Source organism: uncultured Pontibacter sp., assembly GCF_947499215.1.
Lineage (GTDB): Bacteria > Bacteroidota > Bacteroidia > Cytophagales > Hymenobacteraceae > Pontibacter.
This window is the reverse complement of the sequence record NZ_CANMNI010000001.1, coordinates 1,375,492-1,393,985: the sequence shown is the minus strand read 5'-3', so window position 1 is coordinate 1,393,985 and position 18,494 is coordinate 1,375,492. Positions and strand designations below refer to the sequence as shown.

Genomic DNA, 18,494 nt, shown 5'->3' with positions numbered 1-18,494 from the left:
GCTACAGGCGCTCCAGATTGGTGCGGGTGCGCTCGCTGTCGGTCAGGTTGCCGGTATTAACCGTAGTGGAGGGCTCAAAAAGCAGTACTTCGGCCTCTTCATGCGCTACAGGGCGGTGCTCCACACCGCGCGGCACGATCAGGAACTCACCCGGGTGCACAGTGATTGTCTTATCCCGGAACTCCATATCAAAACTACCTTTCACGACCAGAAACAACTCATCCTCCTGCTCGTGGTGATGCCAGTCAAAAGGGCCTTTAAACTTAGCCAGCTTCACCTGCTGTCCATTCAACTCGCCAGCGATGCGCGGATTCCAGTGGTCAGATATCTGGGCGAACTTCTCTGCCAGATTCACTTTTTCTATTTTCTGAGTCATGGTATACCTGTTTTAATGTAGGGTGATAAATATCATCTAAATTTATTTGGACTGATTCTAAATAGAGCTTACCTTTGTCTCATTCAGTAAAAGACAACAAGCGCCAGCACCATGATAGCAGCTACAGCACAGCCCGGAGAGAAGATGACAGCAGCCACCGAAATGGTAGAAATTTACGCAAACGAAGTGGGAACCGTATTTCAGTGTGATCGCAAAAACCGCCTGATGCTGCACTTCGCCGGTAACCTGAATGTACTCAAAGTTGACACTTTCCTGCGCTTAAAGCAAGCTGTGGATAGCATCAACTTGGAGCAGATGGCCGCTAACCCGTCCCGCTCTTCTGATTACGAGATCGTATCGGTTTGCGGCTGCGACCGTTGCTTTGTGCTGAGCCTGACCGACCTGTACGCTTTGCGCGACTTGCTGGCTGGTGCCAAGTTCACGCTGGAGCTCAACCGCATGCTGCACGAGTGCCTGACTCCGCTCGAAGCCTAGTCGCCGAACATAAGTCATAGGCATAAGCACAGCCTAAAAGCTGTGCTTTCTTTATTTAGACTTCTTCCATATTTCGATTAGTCCATCCTTTTTCACAACATTCTACTTACCTTAATGGTAGAAATAAAGGAATTATACCCTAGATGGGGTATGCCTAAAGTTTGAACGAAAAACACCCCCTATACCTATGAAGGATTTACTGAGGTTAAGAACTTCGCTTACCGAAGAAATAGAAAGAGTACTCAACGAGCAGATTAAGATGGAGGCTGAGGCTTCGTCGATGTACCTAGCCATGTCAGCTTGGTGCGACCGCAATGGCTTCGACTTCAGCGCAGGCTACTTCAAGAAGCAGTCGGACGAGGAGCGTGAGCACATGCTGCGTCTCTTCAAATACGTGTCTGACATGGGAGGTCGCGCCGTATCCCCGGACATCTCCGGCATTCAGATCGAGTTTGACTCTTTTAGAAGCGTGTTTGAGCAGGCGCTGCAGCAGGAGATCGCGGTAACGCAGTCATTCAACCGCATGGCTGACAAGTGCATGAAGACGAAGGATTTTGTGACGTTCACCTTCCTTCAGTGGTTCCTGAAGGAGCAGATTGAGGAAGAGTATGTGGCCCGTCGTGCGCTTGAGCTTTTCGATGTAATAGGCGAGGAGGGAACCGGCCAGTACGAGATCGACAAGAGAGTGCCGAAGATCACGTACGAGGATACATATTAAGATTAATTGTAGATTGAGAAAAAAAGCCTTTGGAGCAATTCCAAAGGCTTTTTTTATGCTTGTTTTTCTGAGTTGATAATATGCTCCTGAAAAGTTTGCTTGGCCTGCTCCTCGGTGGTATGGTGCAGCCACACATTGTCGGGCTGGAAACTCATGACCGGGGCAAAGTCGCAGCGGTCGGTGCATTCGGTCTTCACCACTTCCACCTTTCCCTTTAGACCCATGTCCTTGATCATGGTGCGGAGTGTCTTGCCAATGTCTTTGCCGCCTTTTTTCTTGCACTTGCTGCCTGTGCATACATAAATGACCTTATCAGGTACGTTAAATCCTTTGCTCATGTAATTGTTTAAGGGTGCTTCACTTTAAAGTGGAAAAGCTGTTAAATAGTTTCAAGATGCTGAGTTGTCGCTGCTTTCCCTGTGGCTTGCCACCAACCATTCCTTGGCTTCATCTATATCGCGGAAGATACGCATCTGGAAGCGATCCTGCACACGGGTAAGCATATCCTCGGAAGAAGCGGCGGCGAAGGTGTCGGCGTCAACAACATGGGCATAGTGCCGCAGGCCGGCCGCAGTAGCTTTGGGTATCCATTCCTGCTCAATCCAGTCCACCGATTCGTCCCAGCGGCCAACTAGGTGGCGGTTGTCGTTCAGCCCGCAGGCAACGCGGTACTTCTCAATGGCGTCGAGTACCGCTAGGCTGCCTTGCATTACGTACTCAGGCGATACGTAGCCAGACCAATCGTTGTGAATCCATTGGTTTTTCTCATCGTAGTGGATGGTGAGAAAAGTTTTGCCTGTAGACGACTTCAGTTCCTGTACTTTCATTTAATCAAAATAGTAGCAAGAATTACCCTAGTTCATTTACAGCAAAGTTAGTTTTTAGTTTTGTTCTTTACTGCTAGAACCAAGCAAGGTTTATGTATTTTGCATTTACAATGCTGTGCTTATGCAGGCACTTAGGAAATATTGCAGGTGTAAGCGGAGCATTTTTTCAAGCCAATTTAAGTAACTATACGCGCTTAAACCTTTTTCTAGATATACTATCTAACTCCACATCTAACCTAAACCTTAAAAGAAATGCATTTGAACTCTGTCAAAACCGCAAAACGGCTGACCGCTTCGCTGCTTGGCCTGTTGCTGCTGGCTGGCTCACCCACCCCAGCGGCGTTTGCACAAGGTGGCAAGGAGGCTACCAGTGGCTATCAACGCCCACCTGAAGCGATGGCTTCAATTATTGACGCGCCCTCCACACCGAGTGTGAGTATCAACTCCAAAGGTGACTGGATGCTGCTGCTCGAGCGAGCGGGCTACCCCAGCATTGAGGAGCTGGCGCAGCCGGAGAGTCGCTTGGCTGGCCTCCGTATTAATCCTGCTACAAATGGAGGCAGCCGCGCCTCATTTATCAACAATATTAAAATAAAGCAGGTGAACGGCGGGCAGGAGTTTCATCTGGCCGGTATACCGCAAAATGCGCAGATCTCCTATGTAACTTGGTCACCGGATGAGAAGCAGATTGCCTTTACCATAACAACAGCCAAAGGCATTGAGCTCTGGGTGGCAGGTATAGCCGACCGGCAGGCAAAAAAGCTTACTGAGGCCAGCTTGAATGACGCCTACAGCGGCCGTCCATTCTCATGGTTGCCGGATAGCAGGTCGCTGCTGGTGAAGTTTGTGGATGAGAAGCGCGGAGAAATGCCCAAGGCCAACCTTGTACCATCCGGCCCTAACATTCAGCAGAACATCGGCAAAGCGAACCCTTCGCGCACTTACCAAGACCTGCTCAAAAATAAGTATGACGAGCAGTTGTTCGACTACTACATGCAGACCCAATTGAAGCTGGTGACCTTGGACGGGAAAAAGCAGAACGTGGGACAGGCTGGTATTATAAAGAGTGCGGATGTGTCACCGGACGGTCAGTACCTGCTCGTGGAGACGATCCAGAAGCCTTATTCCTATCTGGTGCCGCATTATTACTTCCCTTACAATGTAGAGGTATGGAGCCGCGACGGCAAGGTGGTGAAGCAGCTGGCCCAACTGCCCTTGGCCGAGGATATTCCGATCGGTTTCGATAATGTGGCCAAAGGACCACGCAGCTATAACTGGCGCCCTGATAAAGCAGCTACGCTGTATTGGGTAGAGGCCCAAGACGGCGGCGACGCCAGCAAAGACGTGAAAGAGCGTGATGTGGTGTTTACACTCGACGCTCCCTTTTCTGGTAAAGCAGCTAAATTGGCGGGTACAAAGTACCGTTATCGTGGCGTGCAATGGGGTAACGATAACATGGCCCTACTAAACGAGCGCCTCTGGAAGACTCGTACCGAGCGTGTGGTGATGATTAACCCTGCAAAACCAGCGCAAGCCGGCACTGTATTAATAGAGCGCTCTTACGAAGACGGCTACAGCGATCCGGGCAGTCCGGTTTACACCAAAAACCAGTATGGCCGAAGCGTGCTGATGACCGATAAGAAAGGCGACAACATCTACATGATTAGCGAAGGCGGCTCACCTGAGGGCAACCGTCCGTTCCTGAGCGAATTCAACCTCAAGTCGAAGAAGGCAAAGATCCTGTTCCGCTCCGAGGCTCCTTACTACGAGCGCCCGGTGGATGTCATCGACCTCAACAACAAGCGCATTATTACGCGCCGTGAGTCTGAGAAGGATGTGCCGAACTACTTTGTGCGCGACCTGAAAAAGAAGCGCATGACACAGGTGACGAACTTCCCGCACCCATACCCACAATTAGAAGGCGTACAAAAGGAGTTGCTACAATATGAGCGCAACGATGGCGTGAAGCTGACGGCTGTGCTATACCTGCCGAAGGATTATAAGAAAAGCGACGGGCCATTGCCGATGCTGATGTGGGCTTACCCGCGTGAGTTTAAGAACGCCGCCGCAGCCGGTCAGGTGAAAAGCTCGCCTTACGAGTTCACGCGTATCAGCTCTGGTTCACCGCTGTTCTGGGTAACGCAAGGCTACGCCGTGCTCGACCGTACTGACTTCCCGATTGTAGGGGAGGGGGAAGCTCAGCCAAATGATACCTATGTAGAGCAACTGGTAGCCAGTGCCAAAGCCGCCATCGACAAAACAGTAAGCATGGGGGTAGCCGATCCGAAGCGCATCGCCGTAGGAGGGCACTCTTATGGAGCCTTTATGACAGGCAACCTATTGGCACACTCTGATCTGTTTGCCGCAGGTATAGCCCGTAGTGGAGCCTATAACCGTACGCTCACACCGTTTGGCTTCCAGCAGGAGGAACGCACCTACTGGGAGGCGCCGGAGGTATACAACCGCATGTCACCCTTCTCGGCTGCTCATAAAGTAAAAACTCCGATCCTGCTCATCCACGGTGAGGCCGATAATAACTCCGGTACTTTCCCGATCCAGAGTGAGCGTTTCTACAATGCCCTGAAAGGCCACGGTGCTACTACCCGTCTGGTATTTCTGCCGCACGAGAGCCACGGTTACGCCGCCCGCGAGTCCATCCTGCACATGCTCTGGGAAATGGATACTTGGCTGAACACCTACGTGAAAAACAGAGCAATTCAGTAATCAGTAAGCAGGTTTTCATTGATCAATTAACAGTAAACAGTGAAAATGGTGTAAACCAAATTTCAACTTACTGCTTCCTTAAAACAGAGCGCCCCGTTCAAGATTGAACGGGGCGCTCTGTTTTATAATGGTTTCTAAGGTGTTAAATGCTTACTGATTATTGCTCACTGTTAACTGCTTCCTGATTACTGTTAGCTGAAAAGCTGTTTACTGTTTTGATTTTGTGCGGCACGATCGTGAGTGGCCATTTTTGTCCGTCCACTGGCTCTTCGGCTATTTTGTCAACCACATCCATTCCTTCTATAACTTCCCCAAATACGGTGTACTCTTGGTCTAGTGCAGGTTCGCCCCCGATTGTAGTGTAAAGTTCGATCTGCTCCGGCGTATACTTCATATTATGCTGCGCTTCATAGGCTCGTAGTTCCTGTAGGGTTCTAGGCTCTCCCAATGTGATGTAAAAATTATGCGAAGAAGACTCCTTGTCAGGGTTGCGTTCGTCGCCATACCTAGCCATAGCCAAAGCACCGCGTTTGTGGATGTATTGTGGGTGAAACTCCTGTGGAATTTTGTAAGGACCTTGTTTCATGGTGCGGTTGTCGGAGTCGCCGCCTTGCACCGCAAATCCTTTTACCACGCGGTAGAACTCACCTTGGTCGTAGAACCCGGCTTTGGTGAGGCGCACGAAGTTGGCGCGGTGCATAGGGGTTTCTTTATAGAGGCGCAGCTTAATGTCCCCATGGCGCGTGCTAATGAGAATAAGGCTGTCAGGGTGCTTCTTCTCATACACGGTTAACACTTCCACGACATTCTCAGAGGTCAGTGGCTCGAGCGTCGCCTCTTGGTTAGTTTCATGCTCCTCGGTAGTGGCCTGCTCCTCCGTCTTGGGTTGACAGGCAAATAGACCTACTAAACAGGCAATTGCCCAGACTATGCGCGACGGGAAAAATACTTGAAACGTGTTTTTCATATAGACATGCTTTTAAGTGCTACCTGTTAATATAAGTAAATTACAGTATATAGACAAGTTATATAGCTTGATTTTGTTATTAAAGCTTGATTAAAATTGTATTTATAAAAGATAGTGAATTGACTGTGTTTACTTTATTTTATCAACTACGTATAAGGCCGCCAGCTCTGACTGACTGACGGTGAAGTGGTGCGAAATATGCCTAGACTGATGTATATACCACAAAAAACAGAAAGAGAAACAGTGCAATTTAGATGTTGCAACACAGTGCGGTGTGGCAATATCGTAAGGCTAGATTGAGAAAAATATTTCAAAAAAAATTATACTTTTATTTGTATATATAAATTCTATTTAATAGTTTAGATCCCACTATCCTTAATTAAAACCTTAAAACTTTAACTAACCTAACTTTTAACAAGAATGAAAAACACCTTACGCGTAAAGAACGCACTGCGTTCTGTCCTATTTGGTGCAGCTTTTTCGACAGCTGCTTTAACTTTTACTTCTTGCGATAACGAAGCTCCTGAAGCTACTGATGCAACCGAGGCGCTACAGGCTTCCAGCCAAAATGGCGCTATCATCAAAGGACAGTATATTGTTGTATTTAATCAAGATGGTAACCTTCGTCTTGATGCCGCTACTACCTATGCAGAGCGTGTTGGCTTAGTGCGTGAAATGGGCACAGAGCTTCTTGCTGCTAATGGCATAGCCAATGCCACCATAGAGCAATCTTACGGTAAAGCTATCGTAGGTATGGCTGCCCAACTTACTGATGAGCAAGTGGAAACACTTCGTAAGGACCCGCGCGTAGCTTATATTGAGCCAGACAGAATCGTGATGCTGGCTCCTCCATCAGGAAAAGGCCCAGGTGGTGGCGGTTCTGATCCAGGACAAACTGTGCCTTACGGTATTACTCGCGTAGGCTATGCGAGCGGTGCTGGTAAAACTGCTTGGGTAATTGACTCTGGTGTTGATTTGGATCACCCAGACCTTAACGTTGACGTGGCAAGAAGCTTTACTGCTTTCACTTCCGGTAAAGATGCCGGCTCTGCTGACGATGGCAATGGCCATGGTACACACGTAGCCGGTACAATCGCTGCAAGAAACAACACGATCGGTGTGGTTGGTGTAGCTTATGATGCAACTGTAGTTGCTATAAAGGTGCTTGACTCGCGTGGTAGCGGTTCTTACTCTGGTGTAATCGCCGGTGTGGACTACGTAGCTGCAAACGGTAAAGCCGGTGATGTGGCCAACATGAGCCTCGGCGGCCCAACTTCTCAGGCACTTGACGATGCTGTTATAGCTGCTGCCAACAAAGGCATTAAGTTTGCTCTTGCCGCTGGTAATGAGTCAACGCATGCTAACAACTCATCGCCAGCCCGTGCTAATCATGCTAACATCTATACTGTGTCAGCCATGAACTCTACTGACACATGGGCTAGCTTCTCTAACTATGGCAACCCGCCGGTAGACTATTGCGCACCAGGTGTAAGCATTAACTCTACTTGGATGAATGGTGGCTATAATACCATCAGTGGTACGTCGATGGCTTCTCCACACGTAGCAGGTTTGTTGCTGCACGGCAACCTCAATACTGATGGTTACGTGAAAGGTGACCCAGACGGCAACGCTGATCCAATCGCACACCTATAATCTAACCTGTAACCGATACCCAAGGATAGTAAAGAGACGGGCAGCCAAAAGGCTGCCCGTTTTTTGTTATGCTAAAGCTTTGCGCATCACATAGTCATTCATCCAGTAGGGGCCAATCGGAATGTCCTCTTCTAAGTGGACTTGATAGCCACAGCGCTCATAAAATGCCTTGGCCTTGTTATACTTGTTTACATTCAGGTCTAGGTACTGGGCTCCGGCGCTACTTACCCTGCTTTCTACTTCTTCCAGCAACAGCCTACCCAGTCCCTCGCCCTGCCGTGACAGAAGCAGGTATATTTTATTGAGTTTGTAGCTCCGTTCATCTTTGTTCTTAATGGAATATGCCGCAAAACCAATCGGATCGGCCTTGTCGTACAGTAGTAAGAACGTTTGCCCTTCTTGCATCTGGCGCTCCAGCGCTTCTTGGGTATAGATGACCCCGAACATATAATCGATCTGCTCGCGCGTAAGAATGGGACGATAAGTCGGTTCCCAAATAGCCTCGGCCAGTTGATTGATGGTGGGTATGTCGTTGGTAGTTGCCTGCTGTATTCTGTACTTGTTGTTCATTTGCTGTTTCAATTACAATGCAACGAAGATAGGCGCTCCCGTATAAAAAGCCAATGCCTGAACTGGTATCATTTCCGACTTTGGGCAGAAGTTATAACTTTGTATGTATACCCTAAAACCGCAAACTATGAGAGCCATCTACCTCGAAGGAATAAAGAGTCCCTTTGTACTGATTGAAAAAGAAAAACCTAGCGCTGGCCCCGGTGAAGCCATTGTCCAAGTAAAAGCCGCCGCCCTGAATCACCGCGACGTCTGGATACAGTATGGTCGCTATTTTACTAAGGACTACCCGGCCATACTCGGCTCCGACGGCGCAGGCATCGTGACAGAAGTGGGAGAGGGTGTAGATAAAAGCTGGATAGGACAGGAAGTGGTGATCGACCCCTCTACTGACTGGGGCGATAACCCCCATGCGCATGGCAAAGGCTACAAGGTGCTAGGCATGCCGCAGGACGGTACCTTTGCTGAGTATGTAAAAGTGCTGGCGTCCAACGTGCACCGCAAGCCAGCGCACATGAGCTTCGAAGAAGCAGCCGCCCTGCCGTTGGCCGGCGTGACGGCCTACCGCGCCATGTTTACCAAATGCGACCTCAAGGCCGGTGAGCGTGTATTGATAACTGGTGCAGGAGGGGGCGTAGCCTTGTTTGCGGTACAGTTTGCCGTAGCAGCTGGCGCTGAGGTATGGGTAACATCAAGCTCAGACGAGAAGATCGAAAAGGCTAAAGCACTGGGTGCAGCCGGTGGTATCAATTATAAAAAAGAAAACTGGGGAAAAGAGTTAAAATCCCAAGTAGGTGGCTTCGATGTGAGCATTGACGGGGCTGCCGGCGAAGGATTTGTGCAGTTGGTAAAACTGGCCAATCCGGGCGGCCGCATTGGTATTTACGGCGGCACGACAGGTATGATTGGGCAGATAAATCCGGCTGAGATTTTCTGGAAGCAACTGGCCATACACGGCAGTACCATGGGCACCAACGAGGACTTTGCCCGTATGGTGGCCTTTGTGGAAGAGAAGAAGGTGAAGCCGGTGGTGGATATCGTGTTTCCGTTGGAGGAAACCGAACAGGCCATGCGCTACATGGAAACCGGCAAGCAGTTCGGCAAGATCGTGGTGAAGGTAGGTTAAACTGATTATACGATTAGAATCCTCTCTGTCATCTCGACGATAGGAGAGGTCTGGCTTAATGTTTCCAGTTCAGATTTCTCACTTGGGCTCGAAATGACAAAATAAACAAGAAACCCTGCTGCAAAATCCTTTGCAGCAGGGTTTCTTGTCTCTAAGGATAAGTTATAAGAGTATTAATCATAACTCATTATCCATTAAACAACTACTCTTCTATCCCTGCCAATTTCAAAAAGAAGGCATACTGCAGAGCTGTTTCGCGATATGGGTGGAAACGGCCGGATGCGCCGCCGTGGCCAGCCTCCATGTTGGTCTGGAGTAACAGCAGGTTGTCATCGGTTTTCATCTCTCGCAGTTTCGCCACCCACTTGGCTGGCTCGAAGTACTGTACCTGCGAGTCGTGCAGACCAGTCGTTACCAACATGTTCGGGTATTCTTTAGCCTCCACATTGTCATAAGGCGAATAAGACAGCATGTAGTCGTAAGCGTCCTTATTGGCTGGGTTGCCCCACTCATCAAACTCTCCGGTTGTCAGCGGTATGCTGGTGTCGAGCATGGTCGTGATCACATCCACAAATGGTACGGCGGCATGCACGCCTTCGTACAGCTCAGGGCGCATGTTCACCACTGCACCCATTAGCAGACCGCCGGCGCTACCGCCTTGGGCAAAAAGTTTGTCCGGATTGGTGTAGCCCTGTTCAATCAGGTATTCCGACACGTCGATAAAGTCGGTGAAAGTGTTTTTCTTCTTCATTAGCTTCCCATCCTCGTACCACTGGCGGCCCATTTCCTGACCGCCACGGATGTGCGCAATCGCATATACAAAGCCACGGTCGAGCAGGCTGAGGCGCACGGAGCTAAAGCCCGGGTTCATGCTGATGCCATAAGAACCGTAAGCGTACTGCAGAGTCGGGTTGTTGCCGTTCAACTGCAGGCCTTTGCGGTATACCAACGATACCGGAATCTTGGTGCCATCCTTGGCGGTGGCATAGATGCGCTTGGCCTCATAGTTGTTCTTGTCAAAATCGCCCACTACTTCCTGTTCTTTTAGCAGGGTTTTCTGCTTTGTCTCCATGTTGTAGTCGAACGTGGAGCTTGGGGTGGTGAGAGAACTGTACACATAGCGCAGCACCTTACTGTCGAAGTCTGGATTGACGCTGATGCCGGCGGTGTAGGCCTCTTCCCCAAAATCCACATAGTAATCGGTTTTCGGATCATTCCACTTCTTGATGCGCAACTGCGTTAGGCCATTTTTTCGCTCTTGCAGCACGAGGTGATCCTTAAAGATCTCAGTGCCCTCCAAGTAGGTGTCGGCGCGGTGCGGGATCACCTCTTTCCAGTTTTCCTTGGTGGTTTTGCCTACGGGGGTCCTCATCAGCTTGAAGTTGGTGGCGCCGTCTTTGTTGGTACGGATGTAAAAGTTGTCACCGAAGTGGTCGACGTCGTACTCTAGCCCTCGCTCACGCGGCTGAATGATCTTTAAACTGGCAGTTGGATTGGCGGCATCCAAGAAGCGGTACTCCTGCGACAAAGTGCTGCTGGAGCCGATGATAATGTATTTCTCGGATTTAGTTTTATACACAAAGGTGCTGAAGGTTTCGTCGGCTTCGTGGTACACCTCTTTGTCCTGCGAGGTGGGTGTGCCCAAGGTATGGCGGAAGATTTTGAAAGAGCGCAACGAAGGGTCCTTCATGGTATAGAATACGGTCTTGTTATCATTAGCCCACACAGCGCCGCCCGTGGTGTTAGGTATGCGGTCAGGCAGCAGCTCGCCGGTCTGCAGGTCTTTGAAGCGGATGGTATACTGGCGACGGCTCACGGTGTCCTCGCCAAAAGCCAGCAGGCGGTTGTTGGGGCTCACGTTCATACCAGCGGCGGCATAATAGCTCTTACCCTCGGCACGCTCGTTGGCATTCACCATCACCTCTTCTTTGGCATCCAGACTCCCTTTTTTGCGGACATAGATCGGGTACTCTTTGCCTGCCTCGAAACGGGTATAGTAGAAGTAACCATTCTTCTTGAAGGGCACTGACTCGTCGGTCTGCTTGATGCGCCCCACAATCTCGTTGAAGAGTTTCTCCTGCAGGTCTTCCGTATCGGCCATAATCTGCTTGGTATAATCGTTCTCGGCGTTAAGGTAGGCGATCACTTCCGGGTTCTCACGCTCGTTCAGCCAGTAGTAGTTATCCACGCGAGTATGGCCGTGGGCAGTAAGCTCTTTCGGCTTTTTGGCAGCCGCAGGAGGCTGTGGTAACTGTGGCTGGGCGGTGCTAACAGCTGCTTCAGTGGTCTGCTCTGCGGTAGTGGCTGTAGCTGTGGGTTGGCTGGAACTGCAGCCGGATCCCGCTACGAGGCAGGCGGAGAGTAACAAGGCCGGGGCTGTTGCTTTAATCTGTGCTTTTTTCATAGTGTGTATCAATTGATCGATCTAAAATAAACAAAATCCAGCAAACATTTAATTAAATAAAAGTTATGCATGCAGCGTGTTTTTTTATACCTTGTTACAGCAAAACAACAATAGAAGAACTATGGCAACACAAGAAGAATTTGAGCAGGCGGTAGTGCAGTCCAAGCAACTAACGGAGCGTCCGTCGAACAACATTTTGCTGCAGCTTTACAGTTTGTACAAGCAGGCCACGGAAGGTGATGTGAATACGGAGCGCCCGGGTGGTTTCGATTTTAAAAACATAGCCAAATGGGATGCTTGGAAGAATCTGGAAGGAACAAGCCAAGAGGATGCCCGCGCACAGTATGTGCAGTTGGTGAACAGCCTGAAGTAAAACCAGCAGGTATACAAAAGCAGGTATAAAAAAAGCGCCCCACGGGGCGCTTTTTTAGTTTTCTTTCCAAGTATAGCCGCAGTCGTGGCAGCCATAGCGGCGACTGACAAAGGGCAGCGTTATACCCAGCACACCTCCGAAGAATCCCTTGGTTGAAATATTTTTTGATTCGCAGATGGGGCAGATCTCTACATCGTGATACACTTGCGTGGGCGAGGCCAGTTCGATGTTATCGTCTAGGATGTACTCACTTGTGCCGCCCTGTATGCGGGCCAGCATTTCGAGCGCCTCTTCCACGTCTCCTTCCGTGACCTGCAGTTTCACACCGCCCACGGCCACTGAGTACAGGGGCTGGGCCGCAATAATGTGCTCATCCCCTAAAAAACAGGGAATGCCTTCCGCCTCGAGGCGACCTTTTAGAATGTGGGCTTCAGTGGGCTGGCTGAAGGTGGCAACGGTGATCAGGCGCTCTGCCATGGTAAACAGGTTGTGTTATTGAAGCTGCTTGTTACTGTTTTTTAGGAGGCAGGTCAAAAGCCTGCGCATCATGCTCGAAGTGGCCTTTGTGGGAGCCGTCGCAGAAAGGCTTGTTCTTAGACAAACCGCAGCGGCAGATGGATACCAACTCTCTACCGCCGAGTCCATACACATTGCCCTCCTTGTCCACTATCTCAAATTCGCCCTCAATGCGGAGCGAACCATTGTTGTTCACTGTTATTTTAGTCTTTGCCATTGTCTCGTGTTTAGTACAATAACAAATATAGCTTTTTTACGGCACATTACCTCCGTGCAAAAACGAGAATAATGCATCGCCATAAAAGCACCAGCCCCCGAACAGGCTATGTTCGGGGGCTGGTGCTCTCAAGCTTCTGTGACAGACTTAGTTGCTGTACACGTAAGTGAATTTCTGTGTTTTACCGTTTGGCAGGGTTACAGTCTGGCTAGTCGGCAAGCCGTTTTCGCCATACTCGTAAGTGAAGGTGCGCGTGAAGGTTTTTTTGCTGTTATGCACCTCCATTGCTGAACGCACGAGGTTGTTTGTGCTGCTGGCCGTTCCCGGTTCCGCAAAAGCTTGGAATGGGTTCGGGTTAGAGTCGAATGAATTGGTGGTGGTAGAGTAAAGCTTGGCCGTTCCGGTTCCATCCACTACAAACTGCTGCTCCTGTGTGTAGTTTCCGTTTGGCAGCACTTCGAAAGTCGTGAAAGACTTTAACGCACCTTCTTCCTCTGTACCCGCATAAACAGACTTCTTCTCTAGCTTGTTGTCAGCGTTGTAAGAATAAGTTGCATAAGACTGGTACTCTGGCTTGCCTCCTGAAAAATAAGTCGACACGGACTTGTTCAACTGTCCCTTGTCGCTATAGGTGAAGTGCTGCTCAGCTAGCACCACTTGGCCCTTGCCTGCATAGGTCGTGCTCTTGAGAAGACGTCCTTGGTTGTCGCGCTCATACTTGTCGAAACTCTCCACCTCACCAGTTTGCTGGTTGTAGTGGTTCACCTGATTTAAGGACTGGCCCACTACTTGGTAAGAGGTAACCTCCGAAGAGTCCATCATCACATGCGACAGGGTGCCTTGGTCAAACGACGGTTGGGCTGAGTCCTGTTCGCTTCTCTCGCAAGAGGAGAACGCTACCGCGCCAAAAACAAGCATGGCGGGTAAAAATCTGTTTTTCAATTTCATTTGGCTAAAAGTTGAAAAGTGAAAATAAATAAACAGCACGGGGCATTTCCCCGGCAGTCTCAGGTAAAACGCCCTTCACGCAAAAAAAATTGCACCTATGTAAATAAAATCAAAGACTAGCCTGTGCTTGGGAGAATCCTGCTACAAGGTATTGTTTATAAGTGTCTGTCTTTTAGGTGTTTGTTATTTGATTGAGGTATGAAAAAAAGTTTCGGTTTAGGTAAAAGTGCAATTTTAGTTTAAGGCGGCTGTTCGGGCTATCTGCAGGAGCTCGTCGCCGGCATCAATATCGTGGCGGAGCTGCTCTTGGAAATTAACGCTGATGCGTAGCGCCTTCAGTCCTTGCACACCCTGCAATTCCTCTAATTCTAGGTCCTCTACTTCCGATTCTACATAGCCTTCTGCCTGCAGAAAGTCGATATAGCGCATATATTCCTGCGCCTCGCGTGGCTGGGTATAGACAATGGCTACTTTGCCGGGTTGTGTCAAACGCTCTTCGCTACCGCGCAGGGTGGCTTTGTCGATGCGCTTCTTGATGATCTCGTAGCGGATATTGTCAGCACCCTCCACGTCAAACTTCTTCTCATCCAAACGGAAACGAATAGAGATCGAGCTGCTATGCACGAGAATGAGCTGCGTAATCTCGAGCGGAAGTTTGAGGTTGGCGCGCAGCTTGTGTATGCGGCGTGCGATTTCGCAGGTGAGCATGAGCTGCCACAGACGCATGTTTTTAAGGTATATCTCCTCAAAGTGGCCGTTGTTCAGTAGCGAGGCCCCTATGTAAATATTATACTCCAGCCCGTCTGTCTTGTACTTCTCAAAATAGTGTGGGAAGATATGCTGCGCCTTCTCCTCCTCCCGGTCCAAAAACCTCGAGATGGTGTCGTTGATCAGGTATAGGCTTTCCTCGTAGGCCCGTCGCTTGTTGTACACGACATGGTTGGGGTTATTGGTGGCTTTACGGTAATTCTCAATCGCTTTCTGTGTAGAAGGATATTTTGGGCCAAAGTGGTTAAAAAGCGGTTCTATCTCGGTGCGTAAAAACTCCAGAACGGTTGCTTCATCGCCAGAACTCAATTCCTGCACCATGCTCTGCGAGTACTTGTCAATTTTGTACACCAGCTCATCCAGTATGGAGAGCGGCAAATTATCCTTGGCGGCCAAGATCACTTCTTTGGCCAGCACCAGCTGATCGAGCAGGTCACCCTGTATGGCCTTGTTGCGCTCTGAGGCGGAACTTCGGATGTCGGAAACCCCGTAAAGCGGGTAGATGTCGCGGAACACGATGGGTTCTATCTCTGCTGGTACGTTACGGTCCATCTTGTCGAGGAGGTTGATGGCCGCCTGCGTGAAGCGCCATTCCACGATCGGGTGTATGGCCGTGTATTTCTCCTTGATGATGTTCTGGATGCTGCTGCGCAACTCCTCCAGCATACGGTTAAGGGCAAGGGCAAAGAGGGGTAGGATTTCCTTAAGTTTGATGGTGGACAGGGCGTTCAGCTCACCGGGTATAGGCGAGGCCAGTTCCAGCATGCCAATGGTTTTGCCCTCATAGTGCAAAGGGGCGATGATGAGGTTACGCACCCCTGTCTTGATCAGGTCCTTCTCCAAAATACCCGGCTCTTCCAGCAGCTCCAAGTCGTCCACCACAATGGTATTGCCACTGCTTACTACCGGAGCATAAATAGAATCATTCAGATCTTCCAGTTTTACGTGGCAGGTCTTGGTTAGCACCAAGCCGTTCCACGTTTTGCGGGCGTAGTTGGTGTCAAGCTCCTGCTGTGCGGGGCAGGAGGCAAGGCCGAGGCGCAGGCCGGGCAGTCCGAACAGCACCCGCAGTTTCTGCTGCAGGTCCTCGAAGCCTTCCTGAGTTGTCACCGAATCCTGATCCAACAGGTCGTAGCGTAGCGAGGAAATGGTTTCTTCGTTGGTCACGTCCGTGAAGTCGTAAATGGCAAAGCCGCTGAACTCGAAGTTCTCGGGTGGCAGCTTCTTCATCCACAGATCCAGATCATTGTAGCGGTTTATCAGGAAATTGATCTCCTGCGTTTTCAGTTTCTTGATCTCTCCCTTGGCCTTCACTTTCATGAATTTCAGGTCGACGCTGAGTTTGTAGTGCCGGTCGAGCTTGGTGAATTTATCTTTGATGGTGAAGATAAAAGGCTCGTCCACCACAAAGTTGGCGTTGTAGAACTTCTCCAGAATCAGGGTATAGGCCGACAGGGTCTGCCTGAACATAAGCGTTTTCAGGTTGAGATTGAGCTTCTCGGTATAGTTGCCGCCGCCCAGCAGGTCGAGCTCCTCAAGGCGGGGTGTGGAGTAAAAGCTGTCGAAGTGAAAGGGTCGCACCGTGGCGCGCAGGTCGTTCTCCCAGAGGGCACTCGGGAAGATGTCCTCCATCAGGATGTCCACCGTGTCGATGTGTTTTTCTATAATAGAAACGTCTTCGATGGGCTCCAGTAGCTCAGGGTTTTTGCGCAGTAGGCTGGCCAGCTCGTTTACACGGGCCACATTGCAGTTCGGGTCAGTCTCTATCTTGTTCTCCCAGTAGGAGATAAGCGGCGACAGGCTGAGTGTCGCCTTAAATGGGAAGCGCTCGGCGCTCAGTTTGATTTCGTCCCGGTTAGGTATAGAAACAACGGTTTCGTGGAAGTTGTCCCTTGTTTTACGCATATAAATTCGATTGTTTGGATGGGGGAAGAACGTGTGTGGCACAGTCCCAAGTGCGGTTTAGGCAAACCTGCTTACCTTTGATGCTTTAAACGTAAGCCACCGCAAAAAGATAGCGCTCGATGCATTAGGTATTCGATAGGTTTAGTTATTGCGCTAAAAATATAGTGGTAACTAAATGTTTTGGCATAATATTTATTGAGAAGCACTGTTAGAAAAACGATCCGCGATAAAAAACAAAGACCATGAAAAAGACCTTACTAGCCGCACTGACACTTTTTTTAGTAATGTGCACGCTTAGTGCGCAGGCGCAGACCAAATCGAAACTGGAGCAGGACCTCGAAGATTTCCGCACTTGGATGAACAAAAGAGTGAGCCAAGGTGATAGTGTAACACGGGCTGAATGGCCTCTGATCAAGCAAGAGTTTAAAGCCAAGACGCAAAGCTTGGAACGGGGCAGCAGCCAAATGACGGAAGCCTCGAAGCAGGAGTACGGTGAACTGAAGGGGCGCTACAACGAGTGGGAAGCCGAGAAGGAAGAGCGCTACGGGCAGCCGCTTAACCGCGAAACGGCTGCCACTTGGGAGCGTCGCCTAGCTGGCACAAATAAGATCGGGCAGTTAAAAGCCAGCCAATTGCGAAGCACTTTTATCCGGTTCATGGAAAACGTACGGGCACAGCGCTCCGACTGGAGTCTGCGTGACTGGGACTATGCCGAGCATGTATACCTGCAGCTCAGCGATCGCAAGCAGCAAGTGCTCAGCCAAATGAGCAACAGCGATAAAATGAAATTGGCCGCCCTACAAGTGGAGTTTAACACGCTGCGCAAGAGCCGCGACGCCAAAGACAGGTATAACCACATGCGGGAGCAGCGTTAGGTATACCTTGAAGGGTTTACGTACTGTATAAAAACAGCCGGGGCGTGTAGCTGCAATACTACACGCCCCGGCTGTTTTTAGTTTATACCTTTCTAAATGGCGTTCTGCCCCTTGGTGCCGCCAGACTGATCCTTCTTTTCATTGCGGCCTTGATTCGGGTCCTTGTTCTTCTGCTGATCGCTCAGGCTACGGTTCCCTTCCTGACCGCCTTTATGCTTTGCCTCAGGCTGTTGCTGCGACTTGTTTTTGTCTTGATTGTGTCCCTTTGTCATAGCTTTAGGTTTTAAGTAGTTGATAGACTTCTAAGATGAGTTAAAAGCTAACTCATCCTTATTTTATTAGAAACGAGGCGACGCTAGAATAGTTAAACAATCTGAAGCCATATGAATCTTCAGTGTGTGCTTTCGGGAGATGTAGCTTGATTTACCCTTTCACTGCTTATGGAGCGGTTCTTCCGACTGCTGAGCCCTCATATAAAAATTATGGCAACAATAACTACAGGGCATGCGCCAGTATGGATAAGCTTATACCAGCTAGGTCAGTTGAATTGTAGTAAAAGCCGCTTTCTGTGAACAAAAACGCTTGAAGAGAGTGTGTTAAGTTTTATTCTTTTTGGATGGCACAGTCGAAGCATTCGAAACCCATAGTTCCTAAAACAGGTATTTCATTTGGAGGAGCTGTTATACCTGACAGACAGGCAAATGCGGCTTCCAGCTAAAACTAAAAGACAAAACTATGAAAAGTGTTTCCCTCAAATGGCTCTACAGCCTTGTTTTCCTATTCTTCTCCCTCACCCTCACCGGTTGCGACCTCGTAGGCGATATACTAGAGTTCGGTATGTGGACTGCTCTAATTATTATCGCCGTCATTGTGCTGATCATCTATTTTATAGCCAAGATGTTCAGGAGATAAACAGCATTATCAGTTCGCACTATGCCCGTCCCTAGAAGGGGCAAGGGAGTTGCTTCCGGTGCCAATGCTGCCGGAGGTTGCTTTATAGCGCGCTGTGTTTTACATAGAATATAAAGCCAA

19 protein-coding genes are annotated in these 18,494 nt (G+C 49.5%); 8 read left to right on the top strand and 11 right to left on the bottom strand.

Features of this window, described 5'->3' with window-relative positions; all coding sequences use genetic code 11:
- Window position 1 precedes the first annotated feature (1 nt).
- A complete protein-coding gene (locus tag Q1A04_RS06120) occupies window positions 2–376 on the bottom strand; it encodes a cupin domain-containing protein (RefSeq protein WP_299702610.1) in 375 nt (124 codons plus the stop codon).
- A 111-nt stretch (window positions 377–487) separates the two neighbouring features.
- Here Q1A04_RS06120 and Q1A04_RS06115 point away from each other — a divergent pair, with 111 nt between their 5' ends.
- Entirely contained in the window at window positions 488–871 is a 384-nt protein-coding gene (locus tag Q1A04_RS06115; protein ID WP_299702607.1) for a hypothetical protein, read from the top strand.
- A gap of 187 nt (window positions 872–1,058) precedes the next feature.
- Window positions 1,059–1,589, top strand: coding sequence for a ferritin (locus Q1A04_RS06110; RefSeq protein ID WP_299702604.1), 531 nt, complete (start codon window positions 1,059–1,061; stop codon window positions 1,587–1,589).
- Between the two features lie 53 nt (window positions 1,590–1,642).
- Here Q1A04_RS06110 and Q1A04_RS06105 read toward each other — a convergent pair whose 3' ends face one another.
- Window positions 1,643–1,927, bottom strand: a complete 285-nt coding sequence (locus tag Q1A04_RS06105) for a (2Fe-2S) ferredoxin domain-containing protein (protein ID WP_299702601.1) — start codon at window positions 1,925–1,927, stop codon at window positions 1,643–1,645.
- Between the two features lie 51 nt (window positions 1,928–1,978).
- Complete coding sequence (locus Q1A04_RS06100; protein WP_299702598.1) at window positions 1,979–2,416, bottom strand: hypothetical protein; 438 nt, start codon at window positions 2,414–2,416, stop codon at window positions 1,979–1,981.
- Between the two features lie 252 nt (window positions 2,417–2,668).
- On the opposite strand from Q1A04_RS06100, the gene Q1A04_RS06095 reads away from it, so the two are divergent.
- Window positions 2,669–5,140 (top strand): prolyl oligopeptidase family serine peptidase, encoded by a 2,472-nt coding sequence (locus Q1A04_RS06095; protein ID WP_299702595.1) that lies wholly within the window; start codon window positions 2,669–2,671, stop codon window positions 5,138–5,140.
- A 157-nt stretch (window positions 5,141–5,297) separates the two neighbouring features.
- Here Q1A04_RS06095 and Q1A04_RS06090 read toward each other — a convergent pair whose 3' ends face one another.
- Complete coding sequence (locus Q1A04_RS06090; protein WP_299702592.1) at window positions 5,298–6,107, bottom strand: peptidylprolyl isomerase; 810 nt, start codon at window positions 6,105–6,107, stop codon at window positions 5,298–5,300.
- A 420-nt stretch (window positions 6,108–6,527) separates the two neighbouring features.
- Between Q1A04_RS06090 and Q1A04_RS06085 the strand changes: the two genes are divergently transcribed.
- A complete protein-coding gene (locus Q1A04_RS06085) occupies window positions 6,528–7,760 on the top strand; it encodes a S8 family peptidase (protein ID WP_299702589.1) in 1,233 nt (410 codons plus the stop codon).
- A 66-nt stretch (window positions 7,761–7,826) separates the two neighbouring features.
- Here the strand turns inward: Q1A04_RS06085 and Q1A04_RS06080 are convergent, their stop codons facing one another.
- Entirely contained in the window at window positions 7,827–8,330 is a 504-nt protein-coding gene (locus tag Q1A04_RS06080; RefSeq protein ID WP_299702586.1) for a GNAT family N-acetyltransferase, read from the bottom strand.
- Window positions 8,331–8,457: 127 nt separating this feature from the next.
- Here Q1A04_RS06080 and Q1A04_RS06075 point away from each other — a divergent pair, with 127 nt between their 5' ends.
- Complete coding sequence (locus tag Q1A04_RS06075; protein WP_299702584.1) at window positions 8,458–9,456, top strand: zinc-binding dehydrogenase; 999 nt, start codon at window positions 8,458–8,460, stop codon at window positions 9,454–9,456.
- A 202-nt stretch (window positions 9,457–9,658) separates the two neighbouring features.
- Here Q1A04_RS06075 and Q1A04_RS06070 read toward each other — a convergent pair whose 3' ends face one another.
- Window positions 9,659–11,860: a S9 family peptidase gene (locus Q1A04_RS06070; protein ID WP_299702581.1), complete on the bottom strand. Its 2,202-nt coding sequence runs from the start codon at window positions 11,858–11,860 to the stop codon at window positions 9,659–9,661.
- Window positions 11,861–11,981: 121 nt separating this feature from the next.
- On the opposite strand from Q1A04_RS06070, the gene Q1A04_RS06065 reads away from it, so the two are divergent.
- The gene (locus Q1A04_RS06065; RefSeq protein WP_299702578.1) at window positions 11,982–12,233 is read left to right on the top strand and encodes an acyl-CoA-binding protein; all 252 of its coding nucleotides are present in this window, start codon (window positions 11,982–11,984) and stop codon (window positions 12,231–12,233) included.
- Between the two features lie 54 nt (window positions 12,234–12,287).
- Here the strand turns inward: Q1A04_RS06065 and Q1A04_RS06060 are convergent, their stop codons facing one another.
- The 4 genes from Q1A04_RS06060 to Q1A04_RS06045 form a co-directional block, all read right to left on the bottom strand.
- Window positions 12,288–12,710, bottom strand: a complete 423-nt coding sequence (locus Q1A04_RS06060) for a DUF2007 domain-containing protein (protein WP_299702575.1) — start codon at window positions 12,708–12,710, stop codon at window positions 12,288–12,290.
- Window positions 12,711–12,741: 31 nt separating this feature from the next.
- Window positions 12,742–12,966 (bottom strand): CDGSH iron-sulfur domain-containing protein, encoded by a 225-nt coding sequence (locus tag Q1A04_RS06055; RefSeq protein ID WP_299702572.1) that lies wholly within the window; start codon window positions 12,964–12,966, stop codon window positions 12,742–12,744.
- A gap of 147 nt (window positions 12,967–13,113) precedes the next feature.
- Window positions 13,114–13,908, bottom strand: coding sequence for a hypothetical protein (locus Q1A04_RS06050; protein WP_299702569.1), 795 nt, complete (start codon window positions 13,906–13,908; stop codon window positions 13,114–13,116).
- 240 nt (window positions 13,909–14,148) lie between these two features.
- Window positions 14,149–16,587 carry a GAF domain-containing protein gene (locus Q1A04_RS06045; RefSeq protein WP_299702566.1) on the bottom strand — a complete coding sequence of 813 codons (2,439 nt, stop codon included), beginning with the start codon at window positions 16,585–16,587 and terminating at the stop codon, window positions 14,149–14,151.
- Window positions 16,588–16,829: 242 nt separating this feature from the next.
- Between Q1A04_RS06045 and Q1A04_RS06040 the strand changes: the two genes are divergently transcribed.
- On the top strand, window positions 16,830–17,462 hold the full coding sequence (locus Q1A04_RS06040) for a hypothetical protein (protein ID WP_299702563.1): 633 nt from the start codon (window positions 16,830–16,832) through the stop codon (window positions 17,460–17,462).
- 92 nt (window positions 17,463–17,554) lie between these two features.
- Here the strand turns inward: Q1A04_RS06040 and Q1A04_RS06035 are convergent, their stop codons facing one another.
- On the bottom strand, window positions 17,555–17,734 hold the full coding sequence (locus Q1A04_RS06035; protein WP_299702556.1) for a hypothetical protein: 180 nt from the start codon (window positions 17,732–17,734) through the stop codon (window positions 17,555–17,557).
- Between the two features lie 463 nt (window positions 17,735–18,197).
- On the opposite strand from Q1A04_RS06035, the gene Q1A04_RS06030 reads away from it, so the two are divergent.
- A complete protein-coding gene (locus tag Q1A04_RS06030; protein WP_299702553.1) occupies window positions 18,198–18,374 on the top strand; it encodes a hypothetical protein in 177 nt (58 codons plus the stop codon).
- The last annotated feature ends 120 nt before the right edge of the window (window positions 18,375–18,494 follow it).